We start from the raw sequence: 15,210 nt of genomic DNA, 5'->3' as shown, positions 1-15,210 counted from the left end.
TTTTCCACCGGTTTGGGGTTCCCCTGCCAGTTTGGGATTTTCCTGCCCGTTTGGGACTTTCCTGCCGGGGCGCCACGGCAGGGAAGTCCCAGCACGGTCGATTTGACCCAAAACGGAGGGTTCTTCGTCCGGATCCATCGGCCTGGCTACTGGTTGCCTGACCGTTGGTACGGCTGGGGCTGGTGTTACCCCGCAGTGCATTTTTCCCGCGAATTCTGAGCAGGTTGGCCGTGCGAGAGCCGAGTTCACGCAGTTTGGCGGGCTGTGGGCCACGGTTCCCAGGGAGTGTTGAAGGTGTTGCCTGCTGTGACCTCAGCGGTAACTCCAGCCCCACATCGTGGGAACTGTGGGCGCGGGGGAGTCGGCAGGATCCATCAAGGAGTTCAGATACGGCAGAACCGGGCGACCGGAAGTGCGTGACGGGAGAGGGGTCAGCTGGGGCAGAGTGTTCGCGCACGGTTGGCCTGAGCGCCGGGGTGTGTTCACCGCTGATTAACCTTCGCTGGGTGAACTCGGAGAGTCCCAACCGAGCACGACCCAGAGGTTCCATGAATACCGAGCTGCCCCCAGATCTGCAGGCACCTGCAGACGTTCCGCCGTCAGTCAGCGGATTGTTCAATTTCCGTGATGCGGCGGACGGAACCGGAATTCCGGGACTTCGCCGGGGGCTGCTCTTCCGGTCCGGAGCTCTGAACGACCTCGACGCGTCCGGTCTCACTGAGCTGGCGTCCGCACGGATCGCCACGGTAGTGGACCTGCGCGAGCCGATGGAAGTCGCCGCGGCCCCGGATCATGTTCCGGCCGGAACGCAGGTGGTGAACGTCCCGCTTTACCGCGGAAGCATTCCCATCTCCGAACCAATCGAAGCCGTTTACCGGCATCTGCTGCAGAACTGCGCCCCGGCACTGACCCGCGCCGCCGCGGCTGTAATCCGAAACCTCGACGGCGGTGTCCTGGTGCACTGTGCTGCCGGGAAAGACCGTACCGGGCTGATCATCGCGCTGGTGCTGGCCGCCGCCGGTGCTTCCCGCGGGGCCATCGTGGCGGACTACTCCCGCACCGAAGCGGCCCTTCCTCCTTCCTTCCGCCAGGCTGTGCTGGACCGGCTCCGCAGCCGGACGACGGATCCCGCGGAACTGGCCACAGCTGTCCGCCTGCACCTGGCCAGCCCGCCCGAGGTTCTGGAAAGCGCCCTGCAGCTTCTGGCGGAAGAATCCTTCGACGGCGAGACGGGTGCCGCAGCCTACCTGCTGCGGCACGGCTTGGGCCGGGACCTCCTGGACCGGGCCCGCGACCTGCTGGACTCCGACCTCCCGGCCCGCGGCCTGCTGCATAACGAGGGAATCCCCGCGTCATGAACGGCCCCGGATACACCTTGATCCACCTCACGGACACTCATCTGCGTCAGCCGGATGAGCTGCTGTTTGGTGTCCTGGATACATGGGCGCGCACTGCCGAGGCCCTGCGCGCCGCGGCCCGCTACCGGCCCGACGCCGTGGTGATTACCGGTGACATAGCCGACGCCGGTGGCGATATCTATGCCGCTGCCGCTGAGCTGTTCGCCCGGGCTGGCCGGGAGCTGGGCTGCCCGGTGATCCTGCTGCCCGGTAACCACGACGTTCCCGGCCCCCGCGCGTGGGCTGCGGAAACGTTCACCGGCTCGCGCACTGACATGGGGCCCGGCCCGGGGAATGACGTGCATTTTGTCGGGGGACTGCGCCTCATCACGCTGGATTCGCACGACCCCGGCCAGCCCGCAGGCCGCCTCACCGGCGAGCAGCTGCACTGGCTGGATACCGTCTTGGCCGAGCCTGCGCCAGACGGCACAGTGCTGGCCCTGCACCATCCGCCCGTCGATTCCCTGCTGCCGCAGCTGGCCGGCCGCGGCCTGGCCCGGCCGGCAGAACTCGCCGGCGTGCTGGCCGGGACCGACGTCCGCGCCGTCCTGTGCGGGCACTATCACCATGCGGTTTCCGGACGGCTGGGTGGTGTGCCGGTCTGGGCCGGTCCGGCGGTGTCCTACGGCCAGGACCTGTCCGCCCCGCCGGAGACAGTGCAGGGCCTGGACAGCAGCTGGCTCTCGGTCATCCGGCTGGGCGAAAAGGGCAGCTTCAGCGCCGTTCCGGTGCCGCTGCTGCCCGCCGGACGCCAAAACGCCGGAGCCCTGGTGTTCAGCAGGACCGCCGTCCCAGCCGCGAACATCACCCGTTCCACTCATCCGATCCCGGTGCCCGCACGGGCCCCGGGCCACCCCTGCCGGCAGCAGCCGCTGCTGCCGGTTTCCCAAGGAGAACCCATTGCTGCACCGCACTAAGTACCCCGCCCTCGCCGTCGTCTCACTGGCATCTTTGGCGCTCCTGACCGCCTGCAGCGGCAGTGCCGACGGTGCCGAGAACTCCCCGGCAGCCACGGCGTCCAGCACCGGAGCCGGTGCCACCGGGACCCTCACGGTCTACACCTCCGAGCCGCAGGCCAAGATCGATGAACTGGTCGCCGCCTACAACAAGGTCAACCCGGAGGTCAGCGTTGAGGTCTTCCGGGCCGGCACCGGCGAACTGAAGACCCGGATCGCCACGGAGAAGGAGACCGGCGGCATCCAAGCAGACGTGATCCTCGCCGCCGATGTCCCCACGTTCGAGGCGTACGCCGCTGAGGGCGACCTGCAGGTCCTGGACATCGACAATGCCGGTGAACTGAATCAAGAGATCGACGGCCTTGTCGACGCCGAGGGCTACTACGTGGGCACCCGCATCATCCCCACGGTCATCGCCTACAACACCACGCTGGTGGACAGCGCCCCCGAGTCCTGGGCCGAGCTGACCAACGCGGAATACAAGGGCCTGATTGCCATGCCGAACCCGGATGTGTCAGGTGCCGCTGCCTTCAACACCACCGTCTGGCTCGAAACCCCGGCCCTGGGCGAGAACTGGTTGAAGAACCTGATCAGCAACGAACCGACCGTGCTGGAAAGCAACGGCCCGGTGGGTCAGGCCGTGGCCGCCGGTACCTCGGGAATCGGGATTGTGGTGGATTATGTGGCCCGTGAACTGGCAGCGAAGGGCTCGCCGATCAGCCTGAACTACCCGTCCGACGGCGTTCCGTACGTCTCCCAGCCGGCCGGGGTCTTCACTGATTCGAAGAACCCGGACGCTGCCAACGAGTTCGTGGAGTTCCTGGTCTCCAAGGAAGGCCAGGAGCTGGCTGTGGCGCAGTCCTACCTCCCGGTCCGCGACGACGCCGGTGTTCCCGAGGGTGCGCCCGAGCTGGCCGACCTTCAGCTGCTGAACCCGGATCTTGCGGTCATCGCTGAGAAGCAGGCAGGAGCGGTCGCGAAGTTCAATGAACTCCTCAAGTAATTCCGTGTCCCCGGAGGCAGGGCGGCTCAGCGCTGCCGGGTCGAGCCCCGACGGTCAGAACCCCGCCGCTCAGAGCCCCACCGTTTCCAGGTCTTCCGGTTCCAGGTCCACCGGCTGGAGGCGTCCCGGCTGGAGGTTTTCCGGACGGCTGCCCGCGGGGCAGGTGCCCGCGGGACGGCTGCCCGTCAGGCGGGGATGGGCAGCGCGACGACCCGCCACACAGGTATCGGCAGGACGATGGCCCGCCGGACAGACAGCAACCGGGCGACGTCCAACCGGCCAGAGCTTAGCCGGACAGAGCCCAGCCGGACAGAGCCCGGCCGGACAGAGCCCGGCCGGCCGATGGTCTGCCGGCCGGTTGCCAGCAGGCCGGGCCGCCGGGCCGGCTGCCCGACGGGACGCCAGAGGGACCTCAGGCCGGGGATCCGCCGGCCGGGGCGCTCCAAACAAGGGTGCTCCGAACAAGGGCGTTCCAGGCAAGGGCACATCAAACAAGGTCGCTTCAAACCGCGGCTCTTCAAACCAGTCCGCTTCAGACCGGGGGCCGCGGGGCGACGGACTGCACTGGCTTCGGCTGGCGGTCTGGGCGGCGCTGGCCCTGTTGGTGCTCCTTCCGCTCGGCGTCATCCTGGTCCGCGGGGCCCAGCCGGCCAACGCCGATGTGCTCACGGATCCCTACGTCCTGGCGGCGGCTTGGAACTCCGTGTCCTCCGCCGCCGGATCGGCCGCGCTGGCCACCGCGTTCGGTGCGCTGCTCGCCGTCGTCCTGGACCGCACCGATCTCCCGGGCCGGACCGTGCTGCGCTGGATCCTCCTGCTCCCGTTCCTCATTCCGCCGTTCATTGGCGCGATGTCCTGGATGGCGTTGCTCTCTCCGGCGGGCACCGTGAACCAGACACTGATGGCGCTGACCGGATCCGCGCGCCCGCTGCTGGATATTTACGGCGGCGGCGGTGTGGTGTTCCTGCTGGCCGTGCACTCCTACCCGCTGGCGTACCTGGTGATCAGTGCGGCGCTGCGCCGGGTTCCCGGCAGCCTGGAGGAAGCTGCCCGGATCAGCGGTGCCGGCGGGCTGCGCACGTTCTGCCAGGTGACCCTGCCGCTGGTGCGCCCAGCCGTGGTGGCCGCGTTCGTGCTCACTCTCGTCGCCAACCTTTCCGACTTCGGGATTCCCGCGCTGATCGGCCTGCCCGAGCGGTACACCACGCTCACCACCCTGGTCTACCGCTACCTCGCCTCCGGCACGGTGACCAATCCGCTGCCCGCCGTGGCCGCGATCGGCGTGGTGCTGCTGGTTCTGGGCCTGGCCGCCGTACTGCTGCAGCGCCGGCTGCCCGGCGGCAGCGAACTGGGCGGCTCCGGAGCGGCTGCGCTGCCGCTGCAGCTGGGGTCCGCCCGCTGGGTGGTGGCCGCGCTGCTCTGGTGCACCGCCGCCGTCGTCTGCGTCCTGCCGCTGCTGGCGCTGACGGAACAGGCGCTGCTGCCCGCTCCTGGTGTGCCGCTGACCTGGGAGAACCTGACCCTGGCGAACATCGCCCGCGCGCTCACCAGCGGCGGAGCGCTCACCGGCATCGCGAACTCGGTGCTGCTCGCCCTCGGTGCCGCGCTGGCCTGCGGCGTGCTGGGACTCGCTGTTGGTGCGCTCCTGACCCGGTCCAAACACCGCTCCAACACCGCACTGGACGTCACCGCCATGCTGCCGCAGGCACTGCCGGGCCTGGTCCTGGCCGTCGCCTGGCTGCTGATTGCCCCGGCGCTGGGCATCTTCAACACACCGTGGGTGATCCTCGGCGCCTACGTGATGGCGTTCCTGGCCCTGGTGGTCCAGTCGGTGCGGGCACCGCTGGAATCCGTGCCGGTGTCCCTGGACGAGGCGGCACGGATCTCCGGTGCCGGCCCGCTGCGGGCACTGGGCGACGTCGCGCTGCGGCTGAGCGTGCCCGCGGCAGTGAGCGGCGCCGTCGTCGTCGCCCTGACCGCCGTGCGCGAACTGACCATTTCCATCCTCCTGGTGGCGCCCGGCTCCCAGACGCTGGGCGTGGTCATCTTCAACCTCCAGCAGGCCGGGGACTACAACTCGGCGTCCGCCCTGGCGCTGCTGGTCACGATCGTCGGCGTCGCGGGGCTCTCCGCGACCGCCGCCCTGGGTGCCCGCCGCACAGCGCGCACCCGCTTCCGGAAGGGAAAGTAAATGTCTTCGATCAGCCTTCAAGGCCTGCACCACGTCTACGCCAACGGCCATGTTGGCCTCTCCGAAGTGGACCTGGAGGTGCACGACGGCGAATTCCTGGCCCTGCTGGGTCCGTCGGGTTCCGGGAAAACCACGCTGCTGCGCAGCATCGCCGGGTTTGTTCAGCCGGAGGGCGGCACGCTGTGCCTCGGCGGCAGTCCGGTGGCGGGACCGTGCGTCTGGGTCCCGCCGGAGAAGCGGAACCTGGGCATGGTCTTCCAGGATCACGCGATCTGGCCGCACTGGTCCGTGGCCCGGAACGTGGGGTATCCGCTACGGCTGGCGGGTGTGCCGCGTAAGACTGCGGAGGCCCGGGTGCGCAGTGTGCTGGGACTTGTGGGGCTGGACGGGCTGGGGGAGCGGGCACCGTCGGCACTCTCCGGCGGGCAGCGCCAGCGGGTCGCGCTGGCGCGGGCGATCGTCGGCGCTCCGCAGGCCCTGCTCCTGGACGAAGCACTGTCCTCGCTGGATGAACCGCTGCGGGCAAGGCTCCGCCTGGACCTGAAGGCCCTGACCAATGAGCAGGGACTGACGTCGGTGCACGTCACGCACGACCGTGCGGAGGCCCTGGCCTTGGCCGACCGGGTGGCCGTGCTGCGGGCCGGCCGGATAGAGCAGATCGGCACACCGCAGGACCTGGTGCGGAACCCGGCGTCGGCCTTTGTGGCGTCTTTCGTCAACGATGCCGTGCTGCTGGACGGCACCTGGGCCGAGGGCCGGCTGCAGATCGCGGAGGGCAGCAGCATCCCCGGCGAACGGTTGGAGGCCGGGCCGTGCCTGGGCACCGACGGTTTGGGGCGCCGCGCGCTGGCAGTGACGGCCGCGGTGTCGCCGCTGGACCTGGTGCTGCATCCGGTGCACCCGGACCCCGACGGCGACACCTGGGACACCGGCTGGGAACGGACGGGCATGGTGACCTCCGCGCTCTACGGGCCGCACGGGTTTGACGTCTCCGCCGACTGGCAGGGCCGGACCCTGCGGGCGCATGTCACCGGCTGGGTACCCAAGCCTGGCGACCGGGTCCTGCCGGAGGTGCTCCGGGCGCAGGTGTTCGCGGCGGAGGTGTCGGGGGCTGTGCCCGGAGCGGCGGGAGCGGCGGGAGGTGCCGCGGGAACCGCGCGGAATGGCCCGGGAAATGCGACGGGGAATGCGGGCGCGGACGCTGCGGCCGGTCCGGGTACGGGAGCCGGCCGCCGGACGCTGGTGACGGCGTGAGGCACGACGGCGTCCGCAAGCTACCGGCACGGCTGGTCCTGGCGCGGCACGGCGAGACGGACTGGAACCAGGAGCGCCGGCTGCAGGGCCGCACCGATAACCCGTTGAACGGGGTGGGCCGTGCCCAGGCGCGCCGGGCCGGGCGGCTGCTGGCCGCCGAACCCTGGGACGTGGTGGTTTCCTCGCCACTGCTGCGTGCCGTGCAGACAGCTCAGATTGTTGCCGACGCAGCCGGACTGCAGCCCGCCGGCACCCTTCCCGGGCTGATCGAGCGGGACTACGGATCGGCTGAGGGGCTGCACCTGAACGGGCTGACCGAACCGCAGCTCACAGCTGCGCTGGGCATCGGGGAACCGGAGGAAGCGGTGGCGGAGCGCGGAATCTCGGCCCTGCGGAGTGTGGCTGCGCAGTATCCCGGCCAGCGGATCGTCGCCGTGGCCCACGGCACCCTGATCAGGCTGACCCTTTCTGCGCTCACGGGCCGGCCGTATCCGCGGGTGCTGAACGGTGAGGTGGTGGAGGTTCCGCTGGCTGCGCTGCGCGAGTCCCGCCTGCCACCCCGCCAGATTGCGATTGGATAACTATCGGAATTCCCCTTGCCGAGCGGCTTCGCGCGGAGTTAAGTTGTGCTCGCCTACAAATGGTTGACCGCAGGACGTCGACTCAGGCGCTACAGCGTTGTATCCGCTCGACCCAGTCGGCCGGGAAGTGGCCTTCCCGCTCTTCCTACCGCGTGCGTTTTGGCGTTGGCCGGCCGGGTCCTTTTCGAAGGTTCGACCATGAGCAAAAGAAAGAATGTTCCGGCCCTCTTAGCTGCCTTCGGTCTCGCGGCGGGATTGGCGGCCTGTGCTCCCGCCGGAACCACCGGGGACGGCGAAGGTGACAGCAACGCAGTCGAGTGCAACGTGGGCATCTCGATGCCTACCCGCAGCCTGGAGCGCTGGATCAACGACGGCGAGGGGCTGAAGGAGAAACTCGAAGCCCAGGACTGCACCGTTGACCTGCAGTACGCCGATGACAAGACCGACCAGCAGATCAGCCAGATCCAGAACCAGGTGGCCGGCGGAGCCAAGATCCTGGTGGTCGCCGCGATCGACGGTGAGACCCTGGGCCCGGTCCTGGAAGACGCCAAGAGCCAGGACGTCACGGTCATCGCTTATGACCGTCTGATCAACGGCACCGACGCCGTGGACTACTACGCCACATTCGATAACTACCAGGTGGGCCAGCTCCAGGGCGAGTTCATCGAGGAACAACTGGACCTGGCCAACGCCGAGGGCCCGTTCAACCTGGAACCGTTCGCCGGCAGCCCGGATGACAACAACGCCGCGTTCTTCTTCGCCGGTGCCTGGGATGTGCTGCTGCCCTACGTGGAAAGCGGCAAACTGGTGGTTCCCTCCGGTAAGTCCCCGGCCAGCAATGCGGACTGGACATCCATCGGCATCCTGGGCTGGGGGTCGGCGGACGCGCAGGCGGAAATGGATAACCGGCTGCAGTCCTTCTACACCGGCGGAGACAAGGTCGACGTCGTCCTCTCGCCGAATGACAGCCTGGCGCTGGGCATCGAGCAGTCTCTGTCCAGCGCCGGCTACGCACCCGGCACGGACTGGCCCCTGATCACCGGACAGGACGGCGACGTCGCGAACATCAAGGCCATCCTCGCGGACCAGCAGTCCATGACGGTCTGGAAGGACACCCGCGAGCTCGGCAGCCAGGTGGACAAGATGATCCAGCAGATCGTGGCCGGGGAAGAGGTGGACGTCAATGACACCGAGTCCTACGACAACAAGGTGAAGGTGGTCCCCACCTACATCCTGGAGCCGCAGGTGGTGGTCAAGGACCAGGTGGAACCCGTCCTGGTGGAGTCCGGGTTCGTGGAAGCCTCCGATATCGGTCTGTAGCCACCCCGGTTCGCGGGGCACAACGGCGACTGCCGCCGTCGTGCCCCGCCTTCCCCCATCAGGTAAGGCGAGACATACATGATCGACGACGACGTCATCCTGCACATGGACGGCATAGTGAAGGAGTTCAACGGGATCCGGGCGCTGGACGAGGTATCCGTGAGCGTGAAACGCGGCGAGGTGCACGGGATCTGCGGCGAGAACGGAGCCGGCAAGTCCACGCTGATGAAGGTACTCAGCGGCGTGTACCCGCACGGCAGCTATTCCGGCACCATTTCGCTCGAAGGCACACCGGTCAGCTACGGCTCGATCAATGACAGCGAGCGGGACGGGATCGTGATCATCCACCAGGAGCTGGCGCTCAGCCCCTACCTGTCCATCGCGGAGAACATTTTCCTGGGCAATGAGGTGCAGCGCGCCGGGGTGATCGACTGGAACCAGACCAACCTGCAGGCCGCGGCCCTGCTCAAGCGGGTTGGCCTGGAGGAGAATCCGGCTACCAAGATCCTCGAGCTGGGTGTGGGCAAGCAGCAGCTGGTGGAAATCGCCAAGGCCCTGTCCAAGGAAGTGAAGATCCTGATCCTGGATGAGCCGACGGCGGCACTGAACGACGGCGATTCGGCGCACCTTCTGGGCCTGATCGACCAGCTGCGCGACGGCGGCATCACCTCGATCGTGATCTCCCACAAGCTGAAGGAAATCCGGGCCATCGCGGATAACGTGACGGTGATCCGGGACGGCCGCACCATCGAGTCCTTCCCGGTGGAAGACACACCGGAAATCGAAACCCGGATCATCCGGGACATGGTGGGGCGGCCGCTGGACAGCCAGTTCCCGGACCGGCTCCCGGAGATTGGGGCGGAGAAGTTCCGGGTGGAGGACTGGACGGTGCACCACCCGATCGACGTGGACCGCGTGGTGGTTTCCAACGCATCCTTTCACGTCCGGGCCGGGGAAATCGTGGGCTTCGCCGGGCTCATGGGGGCCGGCCGCACCGAACTGGCCATGAGCATCTTCGGCCGGTCCTGGGGCACCGGAATCTCCGGCCGGGTCTATAAAGACGGCGTGGAAATCCAGACCCGCTCGGTGGGGGAGGCCATCCGGCACGGACTGGCCTACGTGAGCGAGGACCGCAAGCGGTACGGGCTTAACCTGATCGGCTCGGTGGTGGTCAACGTGTCCGCCGCCGCGCTGGGGAAGCTGGCCCGGCTGGGTGTGATCGACAAGCACCGCGAATATGCCGTGGCGGATGACTACCGGCAGAAGATGAACATCCGCACCCCCTCGGTCGCGTCCGTGGTGGCCAACCTCTCCGGCGGGAACCAGCAGAAAGTGGTGCTGAGTAAATGGATCTACTCGGGCCCGGAGGTGCTGATCCTGGACGAACCGACCCGGGGGATCGACGTCGGCGCCAAGTTTGAAATCTACGGAATCATCAACGAAATGGCGGCGCAGGGCAAGGCCGTGATTGTTATTTCCAGCGAGCTGCCCGAACTGATTGGGCTGTGCGACCGCATCTACACCATCGCTGAGGGCCGGCTCACCGCGGAGGTTCCGCGGGCCGAGGCAACGCAGGAGGAACTGATGCGGCACATGACAGCTGACAGGACTGAAACCGCCGGGACTGCATCCGCGGGAACCGAATCCGCCAGGACCGAATCCGCGGGAACCGATTCCGCCAGGATCGAAGGAGCACAAGGGCCGTGACCACCACAACTTCCGAACAGGCCAAATCCCCGCTCCCGCCGCCGCCGAATGGCACCGGGCGCAAACGGATGCGGATCGACCTGCGCCAATACGGCATCCTGGCCGCACTGGTGGTGATTGTGCTGCTCTTCCAGGTCCTGACCGGCGGGCGGCTGCTCTACCCGGGCAACGTCAGCAACCTCATCCAGCAGAACGCTTACGTGCTGATCCTGGCCATCGGCATGGTCATGGTGATTATCGCCGGGCACATCGACCTGTCGGTGGGTTCGGTGGTTGCCACGGTGGGGGCAATTGCCGCGCTGTCAATGAACAGCTGGGGCCTGCCCTGGTGGGCCGCCGTCGTCGTGTCCCTGCTGGTGGGGGCGCTGATTGGTGCCTGGCAGGGCTTTTGGGTGGCGTTTGTGGGGATTCCGGCGTTCATCGTGACGCTGGCCGGGATGCTCGTGTTCCGCGGGGTGGCGCTGATCCTGCTCACCGGCGGCACGATCAGCGGCCTGCCTCGCCAGTTCAACGCGATCGGGTCCGGCACGCTGCCGGCGACGGGAACCCCGGACCTGCTCACCCTGGGCATCGGTGCGCTCGCCTCGGTGGCGCTGGTGGTGCAGCAGGTCAAAGCCCGCAGCGACCTGAAGAAGCTGGACCTGCCACGGGAACGCACGGCGTCCTTCGTGTTCAAGAACGCCGTGGCCGTCGCCGCGATCATGTACCTGTGTTATCTGCTGGCGTACAACCGCGGGACGCCGATCATCCTGATCATCCTTGCCGCCCTGGTGCTGGCGTATTCGTTCCTGCTGAACCGGACCGTGTTCGGCCGGCACATCTACGCGATGGGCGGGAACCTGAACGCCGCCCTGATGTCCGGGGTGAAGACGCGCTGGGTCAACTTTATGGTGTTCGTAAACATGGGTTTCCTCGCCGGGCTGGCCGCCATCGTCAGCACTGCGCGAGCCGGCGGTGCGGTGGCATCCGCCGGCAGCGGGTTTGAGCTGGACGCGATTGCCGCCGTGTTTATTGGCGGTGCGTCGGTGCAGGGCGGTGTGGGCACGGTGGTGGGTGCGGTGATCGGCGGCCTGGTGATGGGTGTGCTGAACCAGGGCCTGTCCATCCTGTCTGTGGACGCTGCCTGGCAGCAGGTCATCAAGGGCCTGGTGCTGCTGGCCGCAGTGGCATTCGGGTTTGCCCGGCGGGGGAGGGGTGCACGGTAGGCGGGTGCGGCCCGGAGTGCTGGAGCGGTCGGGTAGGAACGCCGGGGCGGTCGGGTAGGCTCGCCGCTATGGGGACTTCACGCACACCTGGCGAGGCGGATCACGACCTGTACGCGCGGCCGGCGGAGGGCGGCGAGGCGCGGGCCGGAGGCCATCGCAATGCCGACAGCGCGGCTGGCGTGCCTCGTGGGCCTGTGAAACGGTCCGGTGTGGACGGAGCCGAGGGGACACCGTCTGGTGGGATGCCTGTCGAAGGGGTGCCGCAGCCGCGGCGGTTCAACCCCTATCTTGCAGCGGCCTGGGGGTTCGTCGCCATCGCTCTGGTCCTCGGTGTGGGCAGTATGGCGGGAATCTTTGACGCCAGCCGGCAGTATTACGACCCGGCCAATCCCGACAGCGCCGGGTCATCGAACACATTCCTCCTCAACCTGTTCAGCATGGGCCCGTTCTTTTTCCTCTTTAGCGTTATCGGTGCCTTCACCCTGCTGACCGTGCAGGCTGTGACCTTCCGCCGCCGCGGCTAGCCCGGGTATGGGGTTAGCCGGTTCCGCGATCCCCGTGGACGAGCAACGGCCGGTGCAACGCCGCTCGCGGGGGTGCTGCACCGGCCATAGGATCCATTTGTCAGGTGGCCCCTGACGTCCTTGATTTAGCAGGGCCGCCACCTTCCGTTTGCTCAGGGGCTGAACCTATTGCGTCGCTCGAGCTCTCCGCCAGCGCCCGCCGTTCCTGGATCCCATTCACTTTTCGAATGAGATTGTCTTCGCGACGTCGGGAGATTTCTCTTGGTACCGCGACAGCGACGGCTTTGGCTTCGGAGACGGTGTCCTTGGCCAAGTCGACTACCGATTTCCGCCACGGCTCCTGTTCCAGCTCACCAGCCGTCACCTCGATTCCCGTGACTTCGGCGAATGCCGAGACCAGCTTTAGCGCATGTTCCGCCTCTCGGATGAGCTTTCGGCTCCGCAAGGGATTTCTGACCCTGTTGACGTCGCTGACGTCACCGGTGATGGCGAGAGCATCAGAAAGCCGCTGCACGGTGTCCGTGAGTATTCGGCGGCGGTCTTCCAACGCTGCACGCGCCGCTTCTGCATGAGCGACGACGGCATCGGCGTCCCGTTCCCGAAGGTGGGCTAGTTCCAAGACATCCAGCCGCTGCTGGTTTACATCCACTGCGGCGAGGATGACCAGCCAGTGCTGAATTTCACCATCCGCGGCACGGTGGATTGCATCGGCACGGTCACCAAACGTCGGGGCGCCGACGGACGCGACGACGCTCTCTATATGCGCGCGGGCCTTGGCCTCCGCCTGGGCCAAGGCAGAGGCGTGCCCCGCGATCTGGCTCCAGACGGTTTCACTGATCCGTCCCGACTTTTCGTACATCGCGTAAGCCCGGCTGAGTACATGCGTCAGACCTTGTACATCACCGATGGCAGCGTTCCTGTTGTCCTCCAGCAGGATGTCCAGCTTTACATCCATGGTTTCAACCAGAGACTCCAACTGGTCGATGGCGTGGCGCAACGCCATGGTCTGGGCCAGCGCCGCCGTCTGGGCCAGCATCGCCGGGTTCATGCCTCCGGCAAGATCGAACTTGAGAATGCTGTCTATGCGGCCCATATCGCCGCGGAGAACCCCTGAAAAGAGACCGTCTGCTGTCAGCTGAATTCCGCCTAGTTCCTGCACCCGTCCGTAGCTCTCGCTGGTCATTCGTACCCATTTCGGGTCGTAGGCCGAGGCGATGGCGGCGGTGCTGGTGAGGTCCACGAACAAGTTCTTGACGGACCGACCCACGGGCTTGGCTGAGGTTTGAGGGAGATCCAGACGGGCCAACAGCGCTTCGACAGCTTCATCTGGGCCCGCAACGAGGGCTCCGTTTTCGGAAAGAACGATTTCTACATCACTGGAGTCGTGCATCACGTGCTCATTCTGGCATGGGTGAGGAGGGCTGCTGGGAGCAACGCGTGAGATCAAGTCATACGGCCTTCATTAGGAAGGGGTCAGTATTCAGTAGCCCACATGGACAATCTCAGGTTCCCGGTGGGGGAGTACGACGGCGACGCCTAAGGCGCGCAGGTGGCCCCGGATTCCTCTTAGGGAGGCGAATCTCGGGCAGCCGCCGTCCGGCGCTCATCGGCGCAGATTGGCGAACGGGAGCGATGAGTATGTACGCACGAATTCCTCGATAAGCTCCGTTTCAAGCTCGCTTGCCAGCCGGTCAAGAACCGGCAACCATGCAATTTGCAGGTCTTGGGAGTCTGCCAACTGCCATATGCAGCGCCCGCCCCAGTGCCCGACGGGTTCACCATTGCCGAACCTGACGAATTCAGTGATCCGCTTACGCAGCCCTCGGTTTCCGCTGCCCTTATCTGCCTTCCCTATGTAAAGGGTGTCAGCGGAATGCGACAGTTTCGCTGTCAGGACGTCCCTGTCCATCGTTGGATCTTTCCCTTTGAACCATCCGCCTACACTTGCGTCCAGCACATGGGGAATCTGGGTGCCGTCGCGAAGTACTGCGTATACGCCAGGCTCCCGGGGCACCTCCAGCAGGTCCAGATCACGGAATCGTCTGAAACCGAGGAAACCGCGGTTCTTCAAATCGCTTCCGTCGAAATCGGTCATAGCTGCTCCTTGGTTCGGTTGTGCAGAGGGTTTTCGCGGACATCAGGTAATCGGTTCCAATAGCGGCTGAAAGGCCGGAGGGGTGCTGCCCTACTGGGAGTACTACTGATCTGACCATTGAAGCAGCAGGTCAAGTCTGATTTCATGAAAGAAATAAGAAACTCCCCTCTTTCTCTGATCGGATACTCGTGACACCTACAGAATATGAGTCGCAGATTGCGGCCCACTTTGCTAACCTCGGGTACCGCACGCAGCAAACGGCTATATCTGGTGACTACGGTGTCGATGTTTTCGCCGAAAATGCGGATGAACGACTTGCCATCCAGATCAAGATGTACGGGACAAGTCGCCGGGTGAACCGGCAGATGGTTATGGAGCTTCATGGCGCCAAAGATTTTTTCGACTGCCACAGGGCCGTACTAGTAACTGATGGGCACTGTCTCCCGGATGCTCTCGAAGTCGCCGAGAAACTCGGTATCCAGGTCCTAACTATGCCGGCGATCATGTCCGATATTGCTGCGACGGACACACACTACTTCCGCTTGGGAACCGCGTCTGACGAACCGGACTCGGACACCGGCGTGCGCGGTGATGAAGCGCTCTCCTTCGATCAAATATGGACAGATCATGTAATGCCTTTAGAGGGACAGCTTCTCAGAGGAAAAGGCGACAGAACTAACATCATCGAGAAGGTCGATTGGGCTGGCGTTTGGCGGACAAGTTCCACGGGTAGGAGTGGGCGAATCGATATCGAGATTTTCCGACTTGCTATCAACCATATTCTGAGGACCGGAAGCATCACACGTGACGAGATTAACCAGAACTATGCAAAACGTGCATCGTCTGGTGTTGTCCTCATTCTCTCGCAGGTTCCACTATTCGTGCTCACAGATCGACCGTTGACTCTCCATCTTCGCGCCGACCATTCTCAGACAGACGTACCAGAATTCCTGAATGCCGTACCGTAATCTGAACAG

Annotated in this window: 13 protein-coding genes; 11 read left to right on the top strand and 2 right to left on the bottom strand. The window is 65.8% G+C overall.

The window, feature by feature from the left end; all coding sequences use genetic code 11:
* The first annotated feature begins 548 nt into the window (after positions 1–548).
* The 10 genes from H9639_RS14335 (at position 549) to H9639_RS14290 (ending at position 12,138) form a co-directional block, all read left to right on the top strand.
* The gene (locus tag H9639_RS14335; protein WP_191808756.1) at positions 549–1,358 is read left to right on the top strand and encodes a tyrosine-protein phosphatase; all 810 of its coding nucleotides are present in this window, start codon (positions 549–551) and stop codon (positions 1,356–1,358) included.
* A complete protein-coding gene (locus H9639_RS14330) occupies positions 1,355–2,314 on the top strand; it encodes a metallophosphoesterase family protein (protein ID WP_191808755.1) in 960 nt (319 codons plus the stop codon). The genes H9639_RS14335 and H9639_RS14330 overlap by 4 nt, the downstream gene beginning before the upstream one ends.
* Positions 2,298–3,356, top strand: coding sequence for an ABC transporter substrate-binding protein (locus tag H9639_RS14325; RefSeq protein ID WP_225219635.1), 1,059 nt, complete (start codon positions 2,298–2,300; stop codon positions 3,354–3,356). The genes H9639_RS14330 and H9639_RS14325 overlap by 17 nt, the downstream gene beginning before the upstream one ends.
* A gap of 604 nt (positions 3,357–3,960) precedes the next feature.
* The gene (locus tag H9639_RS14320) at positions 3,961–5,547 is read left to right on the top strand and encodes an ABC transporter permease (RefSeq protein ID WP_318242102.1); all 1,587 of its coding nucleotides are present in this window, start codon (positions 3,961–3,963) and stop codon (positions 5,545–5,547) included.
* Positions 5,548–6,801, top strand: a complete 1,254-nt coding sequence (locus tag H9639_RS14315) for an ABC transporter ATP-binding protein (protein WP_191808753.1) — start codon at positions 5,548–5,550, stop codon at positions 6,799–6,801.
* Positions 6,798–7,382: a histidine phosphatase family protein gene (locus H9639_RS14310; RefSeq protein ID WP_191808752.1), complete on the top strand. Its 585-nt coding sequence runs from the start codon at positions 6,798–6,800 to the stop codon at positions 7,380–7,382. Before H9639_RS14315 ends, H9639_RS14310 begins: the two co-directional genes overlap by 4 nt.
* A 198-nt stretch (positions 7,383–7,580) precedes the next feature.
* Positions 7,581–8,702 (top strand): multiple monosaccharide ABC transporter substrate-binding protein, encoded by a 1,122-nt coding sequence (gene chvE, locus H9639_RS14305; protein WP_191746282.1) that lies wholly within the window; start codon positions 7,581–7,583, stop codon positions 8,700–8,702.
* A gap of 78 nt (positions 8,703–8,780) precedes the next feature.
* Positions 8,781–10,409, top strand: a complete 1,629-nt coding sequence (gene mmsA / locus H9639_RS14300) for a multiple monosaccharide ABC transporter ATP-binding protein (protein WP_191808751.1) — start codon at positions 8,781–8,783, stop codon at positions 10,407–10,409.
* Positions 10,406–11,614 (top strand): multiple monosaccharide ABC transporter permease, encoded by a 1,209-nt coding sequence (gene mmsB, locus H9639_RS14295; protein ID WP_404799761.1) that lies wholly within the window; start codon positions 10,406–10,408, stop codon positions 11,612–11,614. Before mmsA ends, mmsB begins: the two co-directional genes overlap by 4 nt.
* Positions 11,615–11,856: 242 nt before the next feature.
* Positions 11,857–12,138: a hypothetical protein gene (locus H9639_RS14290; protein ID WP_191808750.1), complete on the top strand. Its 282-nt coding sequence runs from the start codon at positions 11,857–11,859 to the stop codon at positions 12,136–12,138.
* 100 nt (positions 12,139–12,238) lie between these two features.
* On the opposite strand, the gene H9639_RS14285 is transcribed toward H9639_RS14290, so the two are convergent.
* Both H9639_RS14285 and H9639_RS14280 read right to left on the bottom strand, forming a co-directional pair.
* A complete protein-coding gene (locus tag H9639_RS14285) occupies positions 12,239–13,531 on the bottom strand; it encodes a hypothetical protein (RefSeq protein WP_191808749.1) in 1,293 nt (430 codons plus the stop codon).
* Between the two features lie 210 nt (positions 13,532–13,741).
* Positions 13,742–14,233, bottom strand: coding sequence for a hypothetical protein (locus tag H9639_RS14280; RefSeq protein ID WP_191808748.1), 492 nt, complete (start codon positions 14,231–14,233; stop codon positions 13,742–13,744).
* Between the two features lie 188 nt (positions 14,234–14,421).
* On the opposite strand from H9639_RS14280, the gene H9639_RS14275 reads away from it, so the two are divergent.
* Positions 14,422–15,201, top strand: a complete 780-nt coding sequence (locus H9639_RS14275) for a restriction endonuclease (protein ID WP_191808747.1) — start codon at positions 14,422–14,424, stop codon at positions 15,199–15,201.
* Positions 15,202–15,210 lie beyond the last annotated feature (9 nt).

Origin of the sequence: Arthrobacter gallicola, assembly GCF_014836775.1 — a bacterium.
In the GTDB taxonomy this organism is placed as follows: domain Bacteria; phylum Actinomycetota; class Actinomycetes; order Actinomycetales; family Micrococcaceae; genus Arthrobacter_B; species Arthrobacter_B gallicola.
The sequence above is the reverse complement of the archived record's forward strand: the minus strand, read 5'-3'. Positions and strand labels throughout refer to the sequence as shown.

What these genes read in the sequence shown, in the direction of transcription:
- H9639_RS14330 (WP_191808755.1), top strand. Translation starts at nt 1,355, where the DNA reads ATGAACGGCCCCGGATACACCTTGATCCACCTCACGGACACTCATCTG.
- chvE (WP_191746282.1), top strand. Translation starts at nt 7,581, where the DNA reads ATGAGCAAAAGAAAGAATGTTCCGGCCCTCTTAGCTGCCTTCGGTCTC.
- H9639_RS14280 (WP_191808748.1), bottom strand. Translation starts at nt 14,233, where the DNA reads ATGACCGATTTCGACGGAAGCGATTTGAAGAACCGCGGTTTCCTCGGT.
- H9639_RS14290 (WP_191808750.1), top strand. Translation starts at nt 11,857, where the DNA reads ATGCCTGTCGAAGGGGTGCCGCAGCCGCGGCGGTTCAACCCCTATCTT.
- mmsA (WP_191808751.1), top strand. Translation starts at nt 8,781, where the DNA reads ATGATCGACGACGACGTCATCCTGCACATGGACGGCATAGTGAAGGAG.
- H9639_RS14335 (WP_191808756.1), top strand. Translation starts at nt 549, where the DNA reads ATGAATACCGAGCTGCCCCCAGATCTGCAGGCACCTGCAGACGTTCCG.
- H9639_RS14315 (WP_191808753.1), top strand. Translation starts at nt 5,548, where the DNA reads ATGTCTTCGATCAGCCTTCAAGGCCTGCACCACGTCTACGCCAACGGC.